18 protein-coding genes and 1 pseudogene are annotated in these 22,265 nt (G+C 54.6%); 9 read left to right on the forward strand and 10 right to left on the reverse strand.

Features of this window, described 5'->3' with window-relative positions:
* Positions 1 to 38 precede the first annotated feature (38 nt).
* Positions 39 to 2,000 (forward strand): alpha-amylase/4-alpha-glucanotransferase domain-containing protein, encoded by a 1,962-nt coding sequence (locus MVK60_RS01235; protein WP_297435641.1) that lies wholly within the window; start codon positions 39 to 41, stop codon positions 1,998 to 2,000.
* A 29-nt stretch (positions 2,001 to 2,029) separates the two neighbouring features.
* Here the strand turns inward: MVK60_RS01235 and MVK60_RS01240 are convergent, their stop codons facing one another.
* The 3 genes from MVK60_RS01240 to MVK60_RS01250 all read right to left on the reverse strand — a co-directional run bounded on the left by MVK60_RS01240 (position 2,030) and on the right by MVK60_RS01250 (position 5,441).
* Positions 2,030 to 2,593, reverse strand: a complete 564-nt coding sequence (locus tag MVK60_RS01240; protein WP_297435643.1) for a DUF257 family protein — start codon at positions 2,591 to 2,593, stop codon at positions 2,030 to 2,032.
* A gap of 191 nt (positions 2,594 to 2,784) precedes the next feature.
* Complete coding sequence (locus tag MVK60_RS01245; RefSeq protein ID WP_297435645.1) at positions 2,785 to 5,022, reverse strand: 6-pyruvoyl-tetrahydropterin synthase-related protein; 2,238 nt, start codon at positions 5,020 to 5,022, stop codon at positions 2,785 to 2,787.
* Positions 5,019 to 5,441 carry a hypothetical protein gene (locus MVK60_RS01250; protein ID WP_297435648.1) on the reverse strand — a complete coding sequence of 141 codons (423 nt, stop codon included), beginning with the start codon at positions 5,439 to 5,441 and terminating at the stop codon, positions 5,019 to 5,021. The genes MVK60_RS01245 and MVK60_RS01250 overlap by 4 nt, the downstream gene beginning before the upstream one ends.
* A gap of 43 nt (positions 5,442 to 5,484) precedes the next feature.
* Here MVK60_RS01250 and MVK60_RS01255 point away from each other — a divergent pair, with 43 nt between their 5' ends.
* Complete coding sequence (locus MVK60_RS01255; protein WP_297435650.1) at positions 5,485 to 6,825, forward strand: glycosyltransferase; 1,341 nt, start codon at positions 5,485 to 5,487, stop codon at positions 6,823 to 6,825.
* On the opposite strand, the gene MVK60_RS01260 is transcribed toward MVK60_RS01255, so the two are convergent.
* The 3 genes from MVK60_RS01260 to MVK60_RS01270 form a co-directional block, all read right to left on the reverse strand.
* The gene (locus MVK60_RS01260) at positions 6,818 to 7,312 is read right to left on the reverse strand and encodes a hypothetical protein (protein WP_297435653.1); all 495 of its coding nucleotides are present in this window, start codon (positions 7,310 to 7,312) and stop codon (positions 6,818 to 6,820) included. The two genes, MVK60_RS01255 and MVK60_RS01260, sit on opposite strands and share 8 nt — an antisense overlap.
* Positions 7,309 to 8,223, reverse strand: a complete 915-nt coding sequence (locus MVK60_RS01265; RefSeq protein ID WP_297435716.1) for a TIGR00269 family protein — start codon at positions 8,221 to 8,223, stop codon at positions 7,309 to 7,311. Before MVK60_RS01265 ends, MVK60_RS01260 begins: the two co-directional genes overlap by 4 nt.
* Positions 8,224 to 8,401: 178 nt before the next feature.
* Positions 8,402 to 9,877, reverse strand: a complete 1,476-nt coding sequence (locus MVK60_RS01270; protein WP_297435655.1) for an NAD(P)/FAD-dependent oxidoreductase — start codon at positions 9,875 to 9,877, stop codon at positions 8,402 to 8,404.
* A gap of 184 nt (positions 9,878 to 10,061) precedes the next feature.
* On the opposite strand from MVK60_RS01270, the gene MVK60_RS01275 reads away from it, so the two are divergent.
* From MVK60_RS01275 to hisS, 4 genes are all read left to right on the forward strand, one after another.
* The gene (locus MVK60_RS01275) at positions 10,062 to 10,604 is read left to right on the forward strand and encodes a CBS domain-containing protein (RefSeq protein ID WP_297435657.1); all 543 of its coding nucleotides are present in this window, start codon (positions 10,062 to 10,064) and stop codon (positions 10,602 to 10,604) included.
* Between the two features lie 27 nt (positions 10,605 to 10,631).
* Positions 10,632 to 11,774, forward strand: a complete 1,143-nt coding sequence (locus MVK60_RS01280; RefSeq protein WP_297435718.1) for a cation:proton antiporter — start codon at positions 10,632 to 10,634, stop codon at positions 11,772 to 11,774.
* Between the two features lie 73 nt (positions 11,775 to 11,847).
* Entirely contained in the window at positions 11,848 to 12,462 is a 615-nt protein-coding gene (locus tag MVK60_RS01285; RefSeq protein ID WP_297435659.1) for a MarC family protein, read from the forward strand.
* Between the two features lie 72 nt (positions 12,463 to 12,534).
* A complete protein-coding gene (gene hisS, locus MVK60_RS01290; RefSeq protein WP_297435662.1) occupies positions 12,535 to 13,848 on the forward strand; it encodes a histidine--tRNA ligase in 1,314 nt (437 codons plus the stop codon).
* 285 nt (positions 13,849 to 14,133) lie between these two features.
* Here hisS and MVK60_RS01295 read toward each other — a convergent pair whose 3' ends face one another.
* The 3 genes and pseudogenes from MVK60_RS01295 to MVK60_RS01305 form a co-directional block, all read right to left on the reverse strand.
* Positions 14,134 to 14,688 carry a hypothetical protein gene (locus MVK60_RS01295; protein ID WP_297435664.1) on the reverse strand — a complete coding sequence of 185 codons (555 nt, stop codon included), beginning with the start codon at positions 14,686 to 14,688 and terminating at the stop codon, positions 14,134 to 14,136.
* A 92-nt stretch (positions 14,689 to 14,780) separates the two neighbouring features.
* Positions 14,781 to 16,163, reverse strand: a complete 1,383-nt coding sequence (locus MVK60_RS01300; protein WP_297435720.1) for an acetyl ornithine aminotransferase family protein — start codon at positions 16,161 to 16,163, stop codon at positions 14,781 to 14,783.
* A 39-nt stretch (positions 16,164 to 16,202) separates the two neighbouring features.
* Positions 16,203 to 17,735: pseudogene (locus MVK60_RS01305) on the reverse strand (alanine/glycine:cation symporter family protein).
* A gap of 268 nt (positions 17,736 to 18,003) precedes the next feature.
* Between MVK60_RS01305 and MVK60_RS01310 the strand changes: the two are divergent.
* From MVK60_RS01310 to MVK60_RS01320, 3 genes are read left to right on the forward strand one after another with little or no spacing between them, the layout of a single operon-like run.
* Entirely contained in the window at positions 18,004 to 18,300 is a 297-nt protein-coding gene (locus MVK60_RS01310; RefSeq protein ID WP_297435666.1) for a hypothetical protein, read from the forward strand.
* 54 nt (positions 18,301 to 18,354) lie between these two features.
* Positions 18,355 to 21,084 (forward strand): alanine--tRNA ligase, encoded by a 2,730-nt coding sequence (gene alaS / locus MVK60_RS01315; RefSeq protein ID WP_297435668.1) that lies wholly within the window; start codon positions 18,355 to 18,357, stop codon positions 21,082 to 21,084.
* 35 nt (positions 21,085 to 21,119) lie between these two features.
* Positions 21,120 to 21,485, forward strand: a complete 366-nt coding sequence (locus MVK60_RS01320; RefSeq protein ID WP_297435670.1) for a hypothetical protein — start codon at positions 21,120 to 21,122, stop codon at positions 21,483 to 21,485.
* Here MVK60_RS01320 and MVK60_RS01325 read toward each other — a convergent pair.
* Positions 21,460 to 22,212 carry a Nif3-like dinuclear metal center hexameric protein gene (locus tag MVK60_RS01325; RefSeq protein ID WP_297435673.1) on the reverse strand — a complete coding sequence of 251 codons (753 nt, stop codon included), beginning with the start codon at positions 22,210 to 22,212 and terminating at the stop codon, positions 21,460 to 21,462. The genes MVK60_RS01320 and MVK60_RS01325 overlap by 26 nt on opposite strands.
* Positions 22,213 to 22,265: the final 53 nt, after the last annotated feature.

Consider the following 22,265-nt stretch of genomic DNA (forward strand, 5'->3'; position numbering starts at 1 on the left):
AATATCACTCACAGTGATAACAACGTGGAGGGGAAGGAATGCTGAATTTTGTGTTTGGTATCCACAACCATCAACCCCTGGGGAACTTCGGATGGGTCTTTGAGAGCGCTTATGAGAGGTCATACAACCCTTTTATGGAAACCCTTGAGATGTACCCCAACATGAAGGCCGCGGTTCACTACTCAGGCCCCCTTCTTGAGTGGATAGCGGAGAACAGGCCCGAGCACATAGACCTACTCCGCTCCCTCGTGGGGAAGGGACAGCTTGAGGTGGTCGTCGCCGGCTTTTACGAGCCGGTTCTGGCGGCCATCCCAAAGGAGGACAGGATAGCGCAGATAAACCTCCTGAAGGAATTTGCAAAGAAGCTGGGTTACGACGCGAGGGGGGTGTGGCTAACCGAGAGGGTGTGGCAGCCAGAGCTCGTCAAAAGCCTCCGTGCTGCCGGGATAGATTACGTTATCGTCGATGACTATCACTTCATGAGTGCTGGCCTGAGCAAGGAGGAACTCTATTGGCCGTACTACACGGAGGATGGCGGCGAGGTGATATCGGTCTTCCCCATAGACGAAAAGCTCCGCTACCTAATCCCGTTCAGACCCGTTGAGAAAACGGTTGAGTACCTCCACTCCCTAGACAACGGTGATGAGGGTAAGCTCGTCGTGTTCCACGACGACGGTGAAAAGTTCGGCGTCTGGCCCGGAACCTACGAGTGGGTTCACGAAAAAGGCTGGCTGAGGGAGTTCTTTGACAGGATTTCAAGTGATGAGAGGATTAATCTGACGCTTTATTCCGAGTACCTCTCCCGCTTTAGGCCGCGCGGTCTTGTCTATCTTCCGATAGCCTCGTACTTCGAGATGAGTGAGTGGTCCCTCCCGGCAAAGCAGGCAAAGCTCTTCGTGGAGTTCGTTGAGAGGCTTAAGGATGGAAACAAGTTCGAGCGCTACCGCGTCTTCGTCCGCGGCGGCATCTGGAAGAACTTCTTCTTCAAGTACCCGGAGAGCAACTACATGCACAAGAGGATGCTCATGGTGAGCAAACTCGTTCGAGAGAACCCTGAGGCGAGGGGGTTCATCTTAAAGGCCCAGTGCAACGATGCCTACTGGCATGGCGTCTTCGGAGGGGTTTACCTCCCGCACCTTAGGAGGGCTGTGTGGGAGAACATCATAAAAGCCAATTCCAGAGTTTCCACTGGAAGCTTCATTAGGGACGTAGACTTCGACGGCCGCGACGAGGTGTTCATCGAGGACGAGAGCTTCTACGCCGTTTTTAAGCCCTCCTACGGTGGTGCACTCTTCGAGCTCAGCTCTAAGAAAAAGGCCGTCAACTACAACGACGTGCTCGCGAGGCGCTGGGAGCACTACTACGAGATTCCCGGGGCCGCGACACCGGAAGAGGGAGGAGGGGAAGGCATGGCAAGCATACACGAGGTCGGGAAACGGATTCCTGAGGAGATACGGCGCGAGCTCGCCTACGATGACCACCTGAGGGCCATCCTTCAGGACCACTTCCTTGACCCGGAGACGACCCTTGACGAGTACCGCCTCAACAGGCACATCGAGCTTGGGGACTTCGTGACGGGTGCCTACGACTACGGCCTTTTTGAGGGTGGCGTCACACTTGAGAGGGACGGAATCGTCTCCGGAAGGCCGGCGAGGGTGGAGAAGACCTTCCACCTGACGGAGAATGGTTTCGTCGTTGACTACGCTGTGAGGAGCGAGTCGGTGGCCCTCTTCGGAGTCGAGCTCAATCTTGCCGTCCACAGCGTCATGGAGGAGCCGGGGGAGTTCGAGGCTGGGGAGTTCGAGGTGAACGACCCCTACGGCATCGGAAGGGCGGCGGTGGAGCTCGACAAAAAGGCGAGGGTGTGGAAGTACCCGATAAAGACCCTCAGCCAGAGCGAAGCCGGCTGGGACTTCATCCAGCAGGGGGTCAGTTACACCGTCCTGTTCCCCGTTGAGGGCGAGTTGAGGTTCAGGCTGAGGTTTGGGGAGCTCCAGTAAGTCCCCCCAGCTCAGCGTTCTCCTCTTTTTCAGACCCTTATAAGAACGTCCTCAAGCTCCCGGTTCAGGGACTTCACTATGTGGAACTCGGTCAGCTTCCCGGACTTTGACGTCCTGATGACGGTCGTCGCTATGTCCTCCAGGAGTTTGATGATGAACTCCTTACTCGGCGGGAGGATGTTTTTCTTCAGCAGGTAGATCCCGAGTCTGTTTGGTTTTCCAACGTAGCCAGCCAGCTGGTCCACTATCAGCTGAACCCCGCGGGGAGATATGTCCGATACAACGAAGAGCTTCTCCATACCCACGACAACCACCAAGATCTTCTGGTTGGGGTTGCTTATTATCGGTGCGTACACCTCCTTGAATTTTCTTGACAGTATTGTGGGCTCGGAGATCTCCCCTATGTGGGCCAGCACGTTCCCCCTCTTCTTTACCCCCCCGATCTTTATGACATCAACGCTGTTTAACAGTGAAGGATCCAGGCCCATGAGCTCCGCCTTGGAAACCAGGGTGGAGTACGAGTCAAGCACGTCGATTATGAGGATCTTGAACCCTTCCGACTGCCCCCAGGTGAGGGTGTGGTACACCCCCATGCTTATGTCGCCCTCTCAATCCTCTCGAAAAGAACAGTCTCCCCTGGTTCTATCGATTCCCACATTTTTACGATGACCACATCTCGAAGCCCCATTTTACCCCACCTTAGGTGGATATTTTGACATGAACCTTTAAATCAGTTGCGCCGACGGTGATGGCGGGGAAGTAAAAAACATCGTGGTAGCTTCCCTTATGGACCATTGAAGCCCGAGATCCTCCTCCTTGGGAGGAACTCCGCCAGGGCGTACAGGAGCATTATAATCCAGGCGAGGAGTGAGTAGTGACGGAGCCTCATGAATGGGTCCCTAAAGGCCCCCACTACCTTTGAACTCCCATCAACCTCCAGTAGTGTCAGCCCCGTTCTGTCGTCCCTTATAACATCGGTGGGCCTCCCGTCTACCCTAACAGTCCAGTATGGGAAATACGCCTCGGAGACACGAATCAGGGTGGGTCCACCGGTCTTAATTCCAAACGAGTACCATCCCTCACCCCGTTTAACATTTTCAACCTTCAGCCGTTTCCCGTCAGCGATCAGCCCCTTCAAGATCCTGACCTCGTACATTGAGCCTGTGTAGGTGATGTGGTAGAGGAAGTTCCCGCCGAGGACGTAGAGCCACCCCCTCCCGATTTTCCTCACCCCAATCAACGTCCAATTCCCCATCTTTATCAAGGACGTGACGTTCCTGAAAACAGGCCCGTACCATGGAGAGCTTTCGTACTCGAAGGGGGCGAAGCGGGAGACGTTGTAGATGAGGGAGCTCAGCTTGGAGAGGGATATGGGCATCATGATGGATTCCACACCGAATAGGCTTTCCGGTGTTGATGGGATCCAGATTAATGTCCCTCCGTTCTTGATGAATGCCAGCAGTTCCTCCGCGGTTCTGTTGTCGGGGTTACCGGAGTATATGATATTCTCCACGCCTTTAAGGTTTCTGGGGAGCTCTTTAACGTAAGCGTAGTCAAGTGGGAGGTCGTAGAACTTTCCGGTCATTACGGTTGAGACCTGCTGGACGAAGCTCACGTTGGATGCGTAAACGGTGTAGCCACCAACCTTGGCGATCTCCCGATAGCCCGGTTGCTCGGCATCTACGAGGAACCTGACATCGTAGGCCCTCAGGTAAAAGCTTGCGTTTTTACCCTTTGACAGGAGGTACCAGATACGATCCATCTCCCTATCGACTGGGTTCCCCTCGTGGTACCAACCGTTGAGGGTGTCCTTTCCTGAGAGAGCGGGGAGATAGCTGCAAGTGGCATCTGCCTCGGCGATGAGAACCCGGTAGTTGTCTCCCGGCTGTTCTCTGAGGTACCAAGCCAGTTCAAGGCTCTCCTTCGGGATGGGGTTTATCGGTTTTGCCCACCCAATGAATGGTACGGTCAGGAGGAGTACCATTATTATCGCGGCGATGGATTTCCTACTCCTCCTGGTTCCGGTTAAGGCATCCGCTGCCATCAGGGGTATGAGGAGAACCGTCATGTCAAGCCATCTATAAGGGGGTATCAGGCTGAATGGGAGGACCGAGTACAACCGGGACGTTGGCGAGTAGCAGCCGAGGCTCAGGTAAACTAAGATGCCGATTAGGGTCAGCTTTCTGATGTCCAGAACTCCCCTTCTCCGGCTAATGAGCAAAATAAAAATGATGAGGATAATGGGGAGCAGTATCTCCGGCGTTAAAACCTTTTCTGGAGCCAAGCTGTAGGATTCAAACAGCCAGGGGGTTTCTTTCATCCTCCAAAAATCTGCCCAGTGCATATCATACAGGAACGGGACATACCAGAAGGCGGTGAGAAAAACCACCGCCCCTCCGACGCGGAGGGAGTTTCCAATCGCGTGAGCGCTCTTCAGGTCGTCCCAGTGGAGAACCAGCGCTACCAGGATGAGGGGCACGAGTATCGAATGGTGGGTTAACGAGACGAACGAGATCATCAGGGCTGAGAGCACTAGGTACCGCTCCCGGTATTCTGCTAGGTACAGGACACCCAGAAGGAAGAGGGGGGCCAGGTTAATTGCGTTCGCCCTTGGGAAGTTTCCTTCCACGTAAGCGACCCCAAGACGCCAGGGAAAGAGCAGAAACATCAGAGGGGCAACGTAGAATTCCCTCCTGAGTCTTCTGAGGTAGACGTGCAGGCCAAGGGCCCCCAGAAAAGACGTCAGCATGAGGGTCACCGCATAGCCCCTTAAATCGCCCCCGAAAAGTTTTCCGAGAATTCCCGCCATGATGTACGAAGCGGGGGGATAGAAGTGCAGGAAAGGAAAACCGGCGTACCACTCCTCAATCCAGGGTTTCCACCCCTCCGTCATCAACTCGTGGACCTTAAAGAGGTGCCCAAGACTGTCTCCACTTAGACCGGGTGGGGTAGGGGCAAGGAAAAGGGGGAGGAACTCGACCACCGAGAGAGCTAGAAGGAGGATTATGTAGTTCCGCCTCACCAACCATCCCCCATTAAGTCTATGAGCTCAGCGATCCCCTGAATGTTGGCTGAAAATATCCAGTTGGATCCATCCCAGCCGAGCCAAAGGCTTTCTCCGGCTCTCTGCACCTCAAGCCTCCCCACGGGGAGCTTTATGAACGCCTCTCCTGCCACTCCCCTTCCCGGTAGCGTTCCAATAAATAGGGCTCTCCCAAGGTAGTCGGTCAGGGACAGTATCCTTCGCATTATACCAACGGCCGCCTTTTCTTCAAACCATATAAAGACTTCACCTGTTCTGTACTCATGTACGAGCCTGCACTTTCCTCCATCTATACTGAACTCCGTCAAATATCGTTCCTGCCCATCAGTGCCTCCCCCTATGAACTCCTGTGAGAACTTCCCGGGATGGGATGCTCCAATTATCTTCATCCCTGCCATTTTAACCGGGGGATATTTATACCCTCTAATTAAAACACTTATGATGAGACCGTCACTCAGGTTCCAGTCGGTGCTCTACCTGTACCTCCTGTTGCTCATGGGGCTTTCAGCACTGATCCCAGCTTCTTACATCTTGGAGTTAGTTCTGGTGTTCCTCTTTTTCATGGTTTCATCCGGGATGGTCTTCTACTCCCTCCTCATCTTGGCCACCCTTCGTGGCTACCCCTTTTCGCCGATTGATGTCCCAGCAGGATTCTTTGAACCGACAGTATACGTCCTCGTACCCGCCCGCAATGAGGAGGGAGTAATAGAGAGAACAGCTAGGGCAGTCTTGAACCAGGATTACTCCAACCTGAAGCTGTTTCTCATCAACGATAACTCCACGGATGGAACCCTTGAGGTTATGCGGATCTTTCAATCCACTCACCCCGACAGGGTCGTCGTGGTCAACGTCCCACCTCACAGGGGGAGGAGCAAGCCCGGTGCACTGAACTACACTCTTGAACTCATAGAGAGCGCATTCAAACGGCCGGACTACGTTTTCATTCTCGATGCCGACTATCTTCTGTCGCCGGGGGCAGTAAGGACACTCATTGGAATAATAGAAAACGCACCAAGCTATGTTATAGGCATTCAGGGCAACGTTAGACCCAGGAACTGGAACAGGAACTTTATAACCCGCTTCATAACCCTTGAGAGGCTCGTTGGTTTCAATGTTGCTATAGAGGGTGACCTGAAGCTCAACGAGAACGGCAAGTACGGCGGAACCGTGGCCCTGCTCAGGTTCTCTCACCTTATCCGTCTTGGGAAGTTTAACGAGGATTCCGTGACCGAGGATACTGAGCTGTGGGCAAGAGGCCTTATAGAAGGCTACCGTTTTATCTACTACCATGGTGTAATTGGATGGGAGGAGGCGGTTGAGACACTGAGGGACTACATAAAGCAGCGCTCTCGCTGGGCCCAGGGGCACCTGCAGGTGATGCTCGACTACTACTGGCCGGTTTTGAGGAGCTGCTCCAGCCTCGTAGAAGCATTCATAGAGCACTTCTACATGATAAGCTACCTTGTTCCGGTTTTCTGGTTTCTCTCGGTCGTTCTCAACGGCTATCTCGTTCTATCCGGAGGTGTCCCTCTGGCTCTCGCTAGGCCAAGACTCTTCTTAGTGGCCTCGGTACTGGCTTTTCTGGTTTTCTGGTTTTCGGTTGCCTACTCCAACTGGCTGGAAAGACGCAGATTTGGTTTTGGAGTACAATGGTGGTTTGTTCTGGCTTACCCCGTATACTTTCTCGTCTTCGTGCTGGCCGGGGTCGTGTACACAATGAGGGGTCTCCTTCGTCTCTTGGTCGGGAAGCTCCACTGGGAGAAAACGAGGAGGTTTACTTAAATGGATCCTTGAGGGAGAGCCTGTCCACTTGGCCGTTCAGAACCTCGTCGTAGAGCAGTGAGGCAGTTTTAAGGTTCTCCACCAATCCCATGAGGACGTGCTCGAAGATCCCCTTCAGGATAAGAAGAATGGCCAGGACGGCGTAGTCCCCCTTTAGAATGTCCGCTATCACGAAAACGAGACCGACCAACACGTGAAGGATCGCGTATCCCCCCAGAGGGGGTGAGTACGTACTGAAGAAGCGCCAGTACGACGTGAACCTCAGGTGCTTCAGCTCCTCCCTGAGTTCTCCGTACATAAGCGTGGACGTTGTGAAAAACGCGACCGCCGTCAGATAGATGAGAGCAGGGATTAAACTGCCCCTCCTAGTCATTAGGACTGTTAGAATGAGCGAGAGTCCGCCCCCTGCCCACAGAAATGCGGTGTAAGCTTTCATCATAGCGAAGAACCTTCTTCGAATGGGGGGAAAAGTCGTCATGGGCTTCATCTGATCACCCTGAAATCAAGCGCTTTCTCCATGCGCCAGAACCTGCAGAACGAACATACCTCCCCGCTCGACGGCATCCCGCAGACCTCGCACTCCCTCAGCTCCTTTTCCTGGAGCTCGGCCTCGAAGAGGACCTTCTTCCTCAGGTAGCCCTTCACGAAGTTTATCTTGGTTCCGGGCCTCTTCTCCTCCATATCGTTGAGTATGCCCTTGTATTCTATGGTCGGGGCCCCGACGGCGTGAGGGCATTCCTCGATGTGGTACTCTATGCCGTTCGCCAGGGCGTACGCCACAACTTCCCTCTCAGTCAGCTCGTAGAGTGGCTTTACCTTCTTCACGAGCTTTCCGTTGAACTGGCTTGGCGTTACCGGCCCCTGCTTTGCCAGGTACTGCGTGTTCCAGTTCATCAGGTTGGCAAAGATGAAGCTCGCCTCGTCGTCGAGGTTGTGGCCGGTAGCTACCGCGTCGAAGCCGTTGTCGTAGGCGAACTTGTTGAAGATGTAGCGCTTGGTCAAACCGCAGTAAGAGCAGGTTGGCCTTCTCGTCCTCACCTCGCCGATGCCCTTCCCGAGGAGCTCCCTGACGCGGACGATGTGGAGTGGAACTCCCAAAGCCCCGCACTGCCTCTCCGCGTACTCCTCGCTCTTCTCCGAATACTCTCCGATGCCCAAGTTGATGTGGAGGCACTCGATGTCGTAGCCGAGTTTCTTGAGCACAAAGGCTGTAACGGCCGAGTCTTTTCCCCCACTCACCACGACCAGAATCCTCTCGCCCGGTTTTATCAGCTTGTAGCGCTCTATCGTGCGCTTGACCTTCCTCTCGAAGTACTCGATGAAGTGCTCCTCGCAGAGGTACATCTTCGGGTAGTGGAGTTTTATAAACGCCGGCCTCTCGCAGAACCTGCACCTCATGGACATTTCTCTCACCCCCACAGCCCTTGCTTACGCATGTTGGGACTTTTGCCTCAACACGTCGGGGCTTTGTTCCCAACGAGCGCTGGTGGAAACCGTTTAGCTCTTGAACTCGCATCCTTCCGATGGGGTGTCTCTTTATTTGCTTTAAAAGGAAAATGAGATGACGGTTAAAAACTTACTCCCCGAGCGATTCTATAACGTGCCTCCAGTTACCTGGCTTTCTGAAATCCTTCTCCGTGTAGATGCCCTCCTTCTTAAGTATTCCCCTCGCTGCTAGAAGTCCGGTGGCGGCCGCGTTCACTATGTCCCTGCTCAAACCTGCACCGTCGCCGGCAGCGAAGATTCCCTCGATGCTCGTCTCGAGGTTCCCGTCCACCTCGACCTTCATGGCGTAGTACTTGATCTCGGGTGCATAGAGCAGGGTGTGGTCGCTCGCGACGCCCGGAAGAACGCGGTCGAGCTTCTCCAAACCCTCGATGATGTTGGTCACGACTCGGTGGGGCAGGGCCATTGCTATATCTCCCGGTGTAACGTATCTAAGCGTCGGCTCGACGTCGCTCCTTCTTATCCTAGCCCAGGTGCTTCTCCTTCCTCTCCTGAGGTCGCCGAGGCGCTGGATTAATGGCCTTCCCCCGCCTATCGTCGTCGCGAGCTGTGCTATGCTCTTCCCGTAGGCCGTGGTGTCTTCAACCGGCTCAGTCAGCTCGATCCTCGTCAGGAAGGCGAAGTTGGTGTTGTTGCTCTTCTTCTCGTGCATTGAGTGGCCGTTCACCCCGACGTAGCCGTCATAGCGCTCCTCAACCACGAAACCGTTTGGGTTGGTGCAGAAGGTTCTCACGAAGTCGTCGTAGGTGTCGGTGTAGATGTGGAACTTGGGGTCGTGGTTTATGCTCGTTATCGGCTCCATCACTATCACCGGAACCTCGACGCGGACGCCGACATCAATCGGCCCGTGACGGGCTTTAAGCCCTATCCTCCCAGCTACGTCGTGGAACCAGTCTGCCCCTCCCCTTCCTGGGGCGACTATGATGTAGCGGGCGTTGATTGTGAGGACCCCCTCCCCCCTCTTCACCTTCACCCGGTCCGGTCCGAACTCCAGGGCCTTCGTCCAGAGGAGGAACTTGACACCCTTGCTTTCGAGATGCCTTTTTATGTCACCTATGACCTCCGGCGTCCTGTCCGAACCTATATGGCGCTGGATTATGGGGATGAACTTGACTCCTGCCTGCGCCGTCCTCTGCTCCCAGTACCTCACCTGCCCCTGTCTCCCCTTGAAGATGTTCTTTGGTGCTCTGTGCCTGAGAAAAATTTGATCGACCTCCCAGACGAGTTGCCAGGCGTAGTTCTCATCGTCCGTCAGTTCGGTCAGATCGCCACCGATGTCAGGACGAAGGTTTATCGTGCCATCGCTTAGTCCCCCGGCACCGCCGACACCACTCATTATGTGGCAGGGCCGGCACCCGATGCAGTGCCCAAGTTCGTACATCGGGCAGATTCTCTGCTCGATCTCCCCGCCTTCATCTATCACCAGAACACTAAAATCGCTCCTTTCCACGAGTTCGTATGCTGCAAAGAGGCCAGCAGGGCCTGCACCAATAATGACAACGTCGTAGGTTTTTTCCTCATTCGATCCGTGTCCGTTGGAAACCATATTTCCCTTGCCAACTTTTATGGTCTGTCATTTAAAAAGTTTTTGGCAAATTTCTGGTAAACCATAGGAACTGCTGGCAAGAGATTGACCTTAACAAGTCAATATCCGCTGGAGTTGGATGTCGTGTTCTGTACCCCGAAATCCTTAAACGTACCTAAGGCCCATATACTGTACAGGAGGGGTAATGGAGGGGAGATATGCTGTGGCCAAATCCAACAAAGTTAGGATGCTCCACACGAAGAAACGTCTTCTTCAGCTCCGAAAGCGGGAGGAGCTGAGTCACAACATCCGTTACATAGCCAAGGTTCCGGTTCGCATCGTTATGAACCGGGACGTCCTGAAGCTCCATCCCTCTGACTCCCTTTCCAAGCTCGTCCACGAGCTGAGGGGTGAACGGAGCTGTGCCGTCGTTGTCGATGAGGGGAACCGCCTTAAGGGATTCGTTACGATGAAGGACCTGCTTCATTTCTTTCAGCCTCCCAAGAGGTACTCCATAGTCGGTATCAGCATGTTTAAGCAGTACTCGCTGAACCGTGCGTCCCGTGTCGAGGATATAATGGTGAAGCGCCCCATCACGATCTCCATCGAGGAGGGCCTCGGCAAGGCGATAGGCCTTATGATAGAGACAGGAAAGCACCATCTGCCCGTTGTGGACGACGAGGGTAGGGTCCAGGGTATAGTGGAGGTCAGGGACATAATCAGGCTGGTGCGCATTGTATCCTCCTGATGCTTCAGTGAACTGGGGATGGAGGCGGTGGATGTCTTCCTTGAGCTGGCGTTGATACTGGTAATTGCAAAGCTGTTCGGGTACTTAACGGTTCGTCTTGGATTTCCTGCGGCACTCGGCCAGCTGGTTGGCGGGATCATCGTGGGACCATCACTGCTGGATCTGGTGGCTTACGACGAGGGCGTCAAGCTTCTGGCCGACCTCGGGGTCGTCATGTTGCTCTTTCTAGCCGGCCTTGAGACGGATATAGAAGAGTTCAAGCACGTTGGCGTTCCTGCATTTATAGTGGCGTCCATGGGCGTTCTTGTGCCCTTTGTGCTTGGGTATCTTGTTGCCATGGCGTGGGGCTATTCTGATGTCCAGTCTCTATTCCTGGGAGGTGTTTTAACGGCGACCAGCGTTGGTCTGACCACCAGCATCCTTATGGAGATGAAAAAGCTCCGTACCCGCGTTGGAACGACGATTCTGGCTGCCGCCGTCGTTGACGACATCCTGGGAATCGTCGTGCTCACCATCCTCGTTGGGGTAAATACTCGGGGAAGCGTTTACGCCAGGGACCTCCTGATAATTCTTTCTGAAGTTGGGATTTATTTTATCCTGGGCCTTCTTGTGGGGCATCCCGCCGTTAAACGTGCCCTAAAGGCCTCTGAGAAGATAACCCTCCCTGAAACGGTCACCGCGATGGCCATAGCGATAATGCTCATATTCGCGTACCTGGCGGAGCGTTTTCAGATAGCGGGCATAACCGGTGCCTACCTCGCCGGTATACTGGTGGCTGGAACGGATGAGGCCAAAAAGGTCACGAACAAGACGATGACGATTGGGTACTCCCTCTTCATTCCGATATTCCTCGTCAGCATAGGTGTTGAGAGCAACGTGAGGGTTCTGGCCCATGCCGGCAGCTTTGCTCTGGTCTACGCACTGCTCGCTGTGGCTGGCAAGGTCTTTGGCTGTGGTTTCGGGGCTTTCGTTTCAAAGTTCAAACCCGTTGAGTCTTTTCAGGTCGGTATCGGGATGATCCCGCGGATGGAGATCGCCCTCATCATGGCAAACGTTGCGCTCGACGAGGGCGTCTTCACAAGCGGTCTGTTCTCCATCCCCGTCACCATGGTTCTGGTGACCACCATAGTAACGCCGTTCCTTTTGAAGTGGGCGTTTTCCAGGGAATGACGCAGGAACCTGGGGGCTCCTACCGCGTGTGAGCCCCGCATAGGTTTATAAGCTCCCCTCCCTAGGTCCAGACATGCCGGATGTAAACGGGCTTCTGAGTGCCGCCCTCTTAATGCTCATAATGATAGATCCGAGCGACAAGATACTGCTGGTGAGCTTCCTTCGTGAGGACTTCAGGATAGAGGACATAAGAGCACTCATCCTGCGTGCCAATCTCATAGGGTTCCTCTTGCTGGCGAGCTTCGCGGTTGCCGGTCAGATAATCCTTCAGGAGATATTTCACATCGATATAAACGCCCTCCGCGTCGCCGGAGGCTTTGTTCTCTTCAAAATAGGTCTGGAGGCTCTGGAAAGCGGGGGAATGTTCACCCTCAAGAGGGAGAAGAACATCCTCGCTCTGGCGGCGGTTCCGGTCGCCATGCCCCTCATAGCAGGCCCTGCTGCGATAACCGCGGTGATAACCCTGACCGCGGAGCAGGGATACCTGGTTTCCCTATCGGCGACGGCCTTGGCGATAGGTCTTGTGGCACTCTCGATGTTCGTGGCGCTCTACCTCATGAAATCTGTCAACAGAACCTTCCTCAGTGTCACGATAAGGATAATAGGCCTGTTCATAATGGCGATTGGGGCGCAGATGATGGTGCAGGGTGTAGTCGGCATCTACCTCCTCATGACATCCGCCGGTTAGTTGCCACATCGCCAATTCCGGCTGGGCTAAACTTTTAACCCCTTCCACTTTCCCAGGAAAGGAGGGCTGAAAATGAAAGTTAAACTTGAGAGGGTTAAGGGAACGCGAGATTTGCTCCCCGAGGAAATGGCCAGGAGGAGATGGGTATTTGAGAGAATCCGCGAGGTCTTCGAACGCTATAACTTTCACGAGGTTCTCACTCCGACCTTTGAGTACACAACCCTCTTCCAGCTGAGGAGCGGCGAGGAAGTTGTCGAACAGCTCTACGCCTTCGACGACAAGGGCGGGCGGAACCTCTCGCTCAGACCCGATATGACGTCCAGCGTCGCGAGGCTCTACGTGAACGGCTTCCAGAACGCTCCGAAGCCCGTTAAATGGTACTACCTGGCCAACATGTTCCGCTATGAGGAACCGCAGAGCGGCCGTTACCGCGAGTTCTGGCAGGCAGGAGTGGAGCTTATAGGAAGCGATAAAGTTGAGGCGGACGCGGAGGTCATAGCGCTCTTCGTTGAGAGCTACCTCGCGACGGGCCTTGCGGACTTCACCGTGAACATAGGCGACCGCGTTCTCCTCGATGAGTTCGCAAAGATGCTTGGCGTTGAGGACGACGTGGGCCTGATGAGGCTCATAGACAAGAAGGACAAGATGAGCAGGGAGGACTTCGTTGGGGCATTGAATGAGTTTGGGCTTGACGATGATGGAGTTGAGAAGGTTCTCTCGCTGATCGAGATCAAGGGGAAGCCGGATGAGGCCCTTCCAAAGGCGGAGGAGCTTTTCACGAGCGAGAAAGCTGGGGATGAAATCAAGAGGCTTTACGGGTTAATTGATCTCTTGGAGGCATACGGCGTGAAAGAGAAGATCCTCATAGACCTCGGCATAGCGAGGGGCTTCGACTACTACACGAGCATAGTCTTCGAGGCCATCGCTCCCAACGACATCGGCATTGGCTCAATAGGCGGTGGCGGAAGGTACGACAACCTAATAGGGGTCTTCGGTGGAAAACCAACTCCCGCGACCGGCTTTGCTATAGGCGTCGAGAGGCTGATTCCAATCCTCGAGTGGGAGGGCCTCGTCCCCGAGCCGAAGCTGAGACCGGATGTCTACGTAATTCCGATCGGAAAGGAGCCGGAGCTCAAAAGGACCGCCGTAGAGATAACCTCTTCCCTCAGAAGGGCCCGAGTTAAGGCCGATTACGAGCTGACCGGAAGGAAGCTGAGGAAGGCCCTCGACTACGCTGGAAAGCTTGGCGTCCCCTACGTCGTCCTCGTTGGGGAGAGGGACCTGGCGGATGGCAAGGTGACGGTAAGGGACATGGAGAGCGGCGAGCAGAGAGCTGTGGAAAAGGGGAGGGTTGTTGGAGTTCTCTCCGAGTCTTTGAGGGTCTGACTACCTTTTCACCTCCAACTTGAACTCCTTCGCCTTCTTTCTCACCCTCCACTCCTCGAAGCGGCGGACGAAGGGGCAACGGGAGCGCCACCTGAGATACGCGTTCCTCAACCATTTCACGTGATCACCCCGATCCCAAATGGTCATCGCTGACCGTCTGGATCCTCTGACCTCCTGCTGAAAAAGATGTCGCCTGGATCCTCTGACCTCCTGCTGAAAAAGATGTCGCCTGGCTGCTTGAGGGAACAGACCAATGCCAAAAAAGAGAAAATATGGGGTTAATGATTAATCGACCCAGTGGTGGTTCTCGTAAACCGCAACATCCGGCCCACTGATCGGGTACGCCGTGACCACCTCATAGTACACGTACCCGCTGTAGTACTCCTTCTCCAGGACGACCTTCATCTCACTTATTCCATAGTCACTGTACTGGTAGTAGGGTAGGCGATAAGTTATGACCGCCTTTGAACCGTCGAAGTAAACGTTACCGTATTCTATGGTTTCCTCTATTAAATAGACGATGTCGTAGCCGTCCATGGTCTCCGGTAGTTCCCTTCCATCGATGTACTGTCCCAGGGGGTAGAAGGTGGTCTTCTCTTTGTAGTCCATTTCGTAACCCAGAACGTGTCTGTACCAGATGTGCTCCTGGGCCCAGTCTGGAAAGTAGACGCCGTGCCCGTAGAAAGTTGCGTCGAAGTAGTACGTGGCGGCGTACGTGAACTGCCCGTAGTCCGTGCTCAGGGATGCCGCCCCTACCCCCGGAAGATGGGAGATAGAAAGCACCATCAGCCCGAGGAACAGGGAAACAATGTATTTTATCCTGCTTCTCATGGATAGCACCGTACATCATAGTCCTCTGATTCTTAAAGGTTTCGCCGGATCCAGCGATGGTGTCGGAGGATGTAGGGCGCCCGGAGGGAACGACTGGGATTTCAGTGCCACGTCACAACCCTGTGGGTGACCCTTCCAGCCAGCGCGTCCTTCAGGGCGGTTTCCATGACTTCCAGGCCCCTCTCCGCGAGTTCCTTTGTTATAACGAGCGGCGGCGTTATCCTGATGACGTTCCCGAACATCCCATAGCTCGGTAGGATGAGGCCCAGCTCGAAGGCGCGCCAGCATATCTTTCCTGTCAGCTCCGGGTCCGGCTTTCCGTCAGGCTTGACTATCTCTGCCCCTATCATCAACCCCCTTCCGCGGACGTCGCCTATTACATCGTAATCCTCCTGCATCTCCCTCAGGCGTTTCTGGATGAATTCTCCAACCTTCAGAGCGTTTTCAAGGAGGTTTTCCTCTTCTATTATCTTCAGTGTAGCATAGGCGGCGGCAGAAACAACAGGGTTTGCCGCCGGCGTGAGGAGTGCCGAGCCGCTCGTAAGCCCTTCCATCAGTTTTCCTCTCCCGATGACGCCGCTGAGCCCCATGCCGCTGGCCACGCCCTTTCCAAAAGCCAGCAGGTCCGGTTTAATCCCGAACCACTCGCTCGCGAACCACTTTCCGGTTCTTCCGATTCCGGTCTGCACCTCGTCCATGGCCAGAAGGATTCCATGCTCGTCAAGGAGACCCTTCAGCCCGATGAAGAAGTTTTCGGGGGGCACGACTATTCCCGCATCCCCCTGTATCGGTTCGGCTATGAGAACGGCCGTCTCATCTGGGGGAACCACATGGGCAAAGAGGTAACTCTTAAGGTAGTCGAGGAAGCGGTTTATCAGCTCGTCGGGCTCTTCGTAGCCGTCTACCCCCCAGACGTTCCGGTAGGGGTTGGGATAGGGCACCCAGACTACGTTTGGGACGAGCGGTGAGAATCCCCTCTTCTGGGAGCTCTGAAATGCCGCTATCGATGTTGCCCCATAGGTCTGCCCGTGGTAGGCGCCTATGAAGGCTATTATCCGGGGCCTTCTTGTGGCGAAGCGGACCACTTTCATGGTCACATCCAGTGCATCGCTTCCGCTCAGGCCAAAGAGGACTTTTGGGCTATCGACCGGGGCCTTCCCAGCTAGGATCTCCGCCACCTCTATGGCCCGCTCGCTGTAAGTGTAACCCATCATTGAGTGCTGTATCCTTCCGACCTGGTCCTGTACCTCCTTCACAAGCCTTGGATGGGCGTAACCGGTGGAAGCGGCGGCGGCCCCGGCCAGAAAGTCGATGAACGCGTTACCATCCACGTCCTCAATGATAGCCCCATGTCCCTTTTCCGGAACGAGCGGGAAGAGCTTCACCCCCAGACCCGGGGAGACGACACGTCTTTCTCTCTCTATAAGCTCCCGAGCCTTTGGGCCGGGAGGTTCAACGATTATTTTTGGATAATCAGAAATCATTCTCATCGCCTCGGACGCATAAAAATGAAAAACGAAAGGTTATGGGTTGGCGGCTATAAACTCTCTCGTGAACTTCTTGATCACAGGGTACAACAGCACCAGTCCGAGCAGGTTTGGTATCGCCATCAGACCGTTCATCATGTCCGAGAACGTCCAAACGCTCTCCAGACCACCAACTGCGCCTATATAGATGAAGATAACCCAGAAGATGTTGTAGCCCAGGTGAAGCTTCGGGTATATCTTCGCGAACTTCTCCGGGTCCCTCGTGATCCACTTGGTCAGGTACATTATGTTCTGTCTTCCATAGTAGTTCCACGTTATAACCGTCGAATACGCGAAGAATATGACACCAATGACGACCATCACCGCACCAACGTGTCCGAACGCCCTTGAAAATGCATCCTGTGTCAGGGCGGTGCTCGTCTTCCCTGATGTCCAGGCCCCCGTGGCGACTATCGAGATCCCGGTCAGCGAACAGATTATGAGGGTATCGATCAGCGGACCAAGCATTGTGACGTGACCTTGTCTTGACGGGTTGTCCGTTCTGGCGGCTGAGTGTGCCATTGTTGCGGTTCCGAGACCAGCCTCGTTCGAGAACAGGCCCCTGGCAACACCCCATCTTATGACAGTTCCTATGGCGCCACCGGCAACGGCCTTTCCCGTGAATGCGTCCTTGAATATCAGCCCTATGGCGTGGGGTAGCTGACCTGCGAACTTGATCCATACCCATATGGCGAATATGAAGTACACCACCGCCATGAAGGGAACGAAGTACCCAGTGAACTCACCGATTCTCTTGATCCCCCCTATGGTGACCAGGAACGTTAGTATCGCAAACGCGATTCCTGTCACCCAGAACGGCACGTGGAACGCCACCTTCATACCCAGGGCCAGGGAGTTTGACTGTGTCATGTTTCCAATTCCAAAGGCAGCAATAGCAGCAAAGGTCGAGAACAGTATTGCGAGGACCTTTCCCAGCGATGGCATGGCGTGCCCCTTACGAGGTAGTACGCCAACACCAGGAACAGGATCGTTATGATCCATGCCCCGATCATTGCCCCGCCGCTGAGCCTCATGGCATCCATTCCAACGAACGCCGCGAATATCAGCACGAATATCGTGGCCAAGTACCGCGCCCCTGCGGGTATCTTTATCTCCGCGAGGCCCTTCTCCAGGGCGTTGAACGTGCCGCCTATCATGGTTCCATCGGGGAGCTTGTCCCTGAACGCAACACCCAGGAGCCCCTCGTGGCCATACCGAACAGGGCGGTCATCCACATCCAAAACAGAGCACCAGGACCGCCATGGTAGATGGCCGTTGCCACACCGGCTATGTTACCTATCCCAACGGTTCCAGAGAGGGTTGCCATCAACGCCTAGAACGGGCTGATGTCGCCCTCGCCTCGTCTCTTTCTTCCTTACCAAAAGTGTACCTAAGGGCCCAGCCAAGGCGAGTGACCTGGATTCCCCTGAGCAGGATAGTCAAAAAAATCCCCGTGCCCAGAAGCAGGATCATTATTGGGGGACCCCAGACCAGCCCGTCCAGCCAGTTAATAAAGCTCATCACTCCCATGTACACACCCCCTTCCGGTCCAGGTTCGCTGCGATACTGAACGACAAAAAAATGGTTTATTGATGTGGTGCTGTACCTTTATAAAGTGGCATTATATACTCCAAAATATTTAAACCTTTGGTTGATATAATAGTGATTTTACCCGTATAATCTTGCTATATATCCATACCCGGAGGGATAAGCATAAAAACCTCGAAGGGGACTACCTGAGGGATGATGAGTCTGGAGCCCCCTGATCTGTGAAGAAAAGTCTACGGGGCTGACCGCCGTGATAAAGAACCGCCTTTGCAGGGAGTACCTCATGGAGATAGACAGGCTTGAGCGTTCGATGGTTGAGCTGGAAGAGCAGATAACCGAACTCAAGATGCAACTACAGCTTAAGGTAGATGAGGCCAACAGGCTCGCCATAGAGAACACAAGCCTGAGGCACAGGATCGAGATGATGGAGCGGCGCGAGAAACGGCTGGCTGAGTTCCTCCGGAAGTTGAAGATCCCCTTGATATACATCGACGAGGAGAGCTTTGAGGATGTTGACGTCGACCTCGGTCCAGATTCGAGGGAATGAGAAAACCTTAATAGCCCAACTTCCTTTTCTACTTCAGTTTAAGAGGTGAGGCTAATGAGCATGGACATGACCACGAGGATGTTTAAGGAAGAGGGGTGGATAAGGAAGCAGTGCCCCAAGTGTGGCAAGTTCTTCTGGACGCTCGATCCCGACAGGAAGACCTGCGGTGACCCGCCGTGTGATGAGTACTCATTCATAGGAAAGCCGGGAATACCGAGGAAGTACACCTTGGAGGAGATGCGTGAGAAGTTCCTGAGCTTCTTCGAGAAGCACGGCCACGGGAGGGTGAAGCGCTTCCCGGTTCTTCCCCGCTGGCGCGATGATGTTCTCCTCGTTGGAGCCTCCATCATGGATTTCCAGCCGTGGGTCATCAGCGGCGAGGCCGACCCGCCGGCCAATCCCCTCACGATAAGCCAGCCCTCGATAAGGTTCACCGACATAGACAACGTCGGAATCACGGGCAGACACTTCACGATATTCGAGATGATGGCGCACCACGCCTTCAACTACCCGGAGAAGCCGATTTACTGGATGGACGAGACGGTTGAGCTCGCCTTCGAGTTCTTCACGAAAGAACTCAAGATGAAACCGGAGGACATAACCTTCAAGGAGAACCCCTGGGCCGGTGGAGGAAACGCCGGGCCGGCCTTCGAGGTGCTCTACCGTGGTCTTGAGGTTGCCACGCTCGTCTTCATGCAGTACAAGAAGGCCCCCGAGAACGCCGACCCAAGCCAGGTCGTCGAGATAAAGGGTGACTACTACGTCCCGATGGAGACGAGGGTTGTCGATACCGGCTACGGCCTTGAGAGGCTCGTCTGGATGAGCCACGGTACTCCAACGGCCTACGACGCCGTCCTCGGCTACGTCGTCGAGCCCCTGAAGCGGATGGCGGGAATAGAGGAGATCGACGGGAGAATCCTTATGGAGAACTCCAGATTAGCGGGTATGTTCGACATCGAGGACATGGGAGACCTGAGGTACCTCCGCGAGCAGGTGGCGGGGAAGGTTGGCATAAGCATCGCGGAGCTTGAAACGGCTGTGAGACCCTATGAATTGATCTACGCGGTAGCAGACCACACTAAGACCCTGACGTTCATGCTGGCCGACGGCGTTATCCCCTCCAACGTCAAGGCAGGTTACCTGGCAAGGCTCCTCATAAGGAAGAGCATAAGACACCTCCGCGAGCTCGGTCTGGAAATACCGCTGGCTGAAATTGTCGCCATGCACATCAAGGAGCTCTCGCCGACATATCCCGAGTTCAAGGAGATGGAAGATGTCATCCTGGATATAATAAACGTCGAGGAGAAGCGTTACCAGGAAACGCTCAGGCGTGGAAGCGACCTCGTGAAGAGGGAAATAGTGAAACTCAAGAAGGCAGGGAAGGAGGAAATCCCCCTCGAAAAGCTGATACTCTTCTATGAGAGCCATGGCCTAACTCCAGAGATAGTGGCCGAAGTGGCGCGAAAGGAAGGTATCAAGGTTGAGATCCCGGACAACTTCTACACCTTAATTGCGGAGAAAGCAGGGAAGGCTGAGAAGAAGGCGGCTGGCGAATACGCCGTTGACTTCGAGCTCGTCAAGGGACTGCCGAACACGAGGACGCTCTACTACGAGGACCCCTTCATGAAGGAGTTTAACGCGGAAGTTCTCAAAGTTATAGACGACTGGGTAATCTTGGATAGGACTGCCTTTTACCCCGAGGGCGGTGGCCAGCCCTACGACCTCGGCGAGCTGGACGGTGTGAGGGTTCTGGACGTCCAGAAGGTTGGAAAGGTAATCCTCCACCGCGTTGATAACTCCGAAGGCTTCAAGGAAGGTCAGACCGTCCACGGGAAGATCGACTGGGACAGGAGAATCCAGCACATGCGCCACCACACCGGAACCCACGTCCTCATGGGGGCCCTCGTAAGGGTTCTCGGAAAGCACGTCTGGCAGGCTGGAAGCCAGCTCCATAGCGACTGGGCAAGGCTTGACATAAGCCATTACAAGCGCATAACCGAGGAGGAGCTCAGAGAAATCGAGCGCCTCGCGAATCGCGTCGTCATGGAGAACAGAAAGGTAACCTGGGAGTGGCTGCCGAGAACCGAGGCTGAGATGAAGTACGGCTTCAGGCTTTACCAGGGCGGTGTCGTCCCCGGAAGGGTCATCAGGGTGCTCAACATCAAGGACTGGGACGTCCAGGCCTGCGGTGGAACGCATCTACCTAACACCGGGCTCATAGGCCCTATTAAGATTCTCAGGACCGAGCGCATACAGGACGGTGTCGAGAGGATAATCTTTGCGGCGGGAGAGGCCGCGGTTGACTGGATGCAGGAGACTGAGAGACTTCTCAAGAGAACCGCCGAAATCTTCCGCGTTCCTCCGGAGAATGTTCCTGAAACCGCCGAGAGGTTCTTCAACGAGTGGAAGGAGGCAAGAAAGGAGGTCGAGAAGCTCAGAAAGGAGCTGGCGAAGCTACTCGTCTACGAGCTTGAGGGCAAAGCTGAGAAAATCGGCGAGGTGGAGTTCATAGGGGCCCTCGTTGAGGGCGCGATGGACGATCTCCGCGAGGCCACCAACAAGCTCAGAAAGGTGAACAGAGTGGTTGTCCTCATCAGCAGGGAGGGCCACTTCGTCGTTGCCGTTGGTGATGACCTCGACCTTAAAGCTGGCGAGCTGGCCAGAGTAATAACCTCCGTTGCAGGCGGTGGTGGCGGCGGAAGGGAGGAGCTCGCCCAGGGCAGGATAAAGAACCCGCTGAAGGCGGAGGATGCGATAGAGGAGGTTAAGAAGAGGCTTGGCTGAGCTTTTTTACTCTTCTCTTGATTCAATCCCCTGAGGTGTCCTCAATCAAGGTCAAAACCTTAACCCGGGAAATAGCCTCCTTGGCGGGAGAGCTTGGACTCAAAGCCGTTCCCGAGTACAGAACGCCCGACGGCACGAGGATAGACGTGGCGATTCTGAATGACGGACAAAAGCTCCTCGCCATCGAGCTTGAGGCTTCCTTCAAGTGGTTCCCCCAGAGGGTCCTCTACGACGTAGTTAAAGCCCATCGCGCCGGCTTCCCAGAGCTGTGGGTAATCACGCCCTTCAGGACCAGTCCCGGCTGGGTAGAGGGCTATGCCAAAGAGGTCGGGCTCAAATTGGAAATAAAAAGTGATAAATCCCTAATCGACAAACTCAGAGCCCGGTTGGCTCGTCTATGAAGAAAACGTTCACCCCAAACTTTTCTTTCACGACCTCCATCAGTGCCTTAACTCCGAGTGTCTCGGTCTTGTAGTGGCCAGCAACGAGAACGCTCTGGGGCAGGTCGATGGCCGTTAGATAATCCGCGTGGGTGAACTCTCCAGTTATAAGGAGGTCGATGTCCTTTCTGTGGGCTTCTTCCAAAGCGAAAGCCCCTGCCCCACTTATTGCCCCAACGGTTTTAATTTTGCGCTTCCCGAACTCGTAGGTTTTAACGGTTGTATCGAGCTTTTCAGCTATTACCTGGGCGACTTTCTCTATCGGTTGCGGCTCCTCGAACTCTCCATAGAAGCCTATGCTTAAGCCTCTGTAGTCTCCAAAGGGTCCCTTTGGCTCGAGTCCTAGGAGCTTCAAAAGCCCGACGTTGTTTCCTACCTCTGGGTGGGCGTCGAGGGGCAAGTGGGCAGCGTAGAGGTTTATTCCACCCTCCATGAGGGCCTTCAGCCGTTTGTAGTGTATCCCGGTGATGTATCCAAGGCCGCCCCATATCATGCCGTGGTGGACCATCAGCATGTCGGCTTTTCCCTTAACGGCCCGCTCTATGGTTCTCAGCGTTGTATCAACCGCAAAGGCAACCCTCTCAACTTTCCCCCTCCCCTCCACCTGGAGGCCGTTGCTCGATTTGTCGGGAAAAGCCGAGATGTTGAGATACTCGTCGAGAAAGGCAACGAGCTCGTCGCGGTTCATTCTCTCACCCCATATTCATTTGGTGAATTATTCACTAACTGAATATGTCCGGC

Source organism: Thermococcus sp. (assembly GCF_026988555.1).
Lineage (GTDB): Archaea > Methanobacteriota_B > Thermococci > Thermococcales > Thermococcaceae > Thermococcus.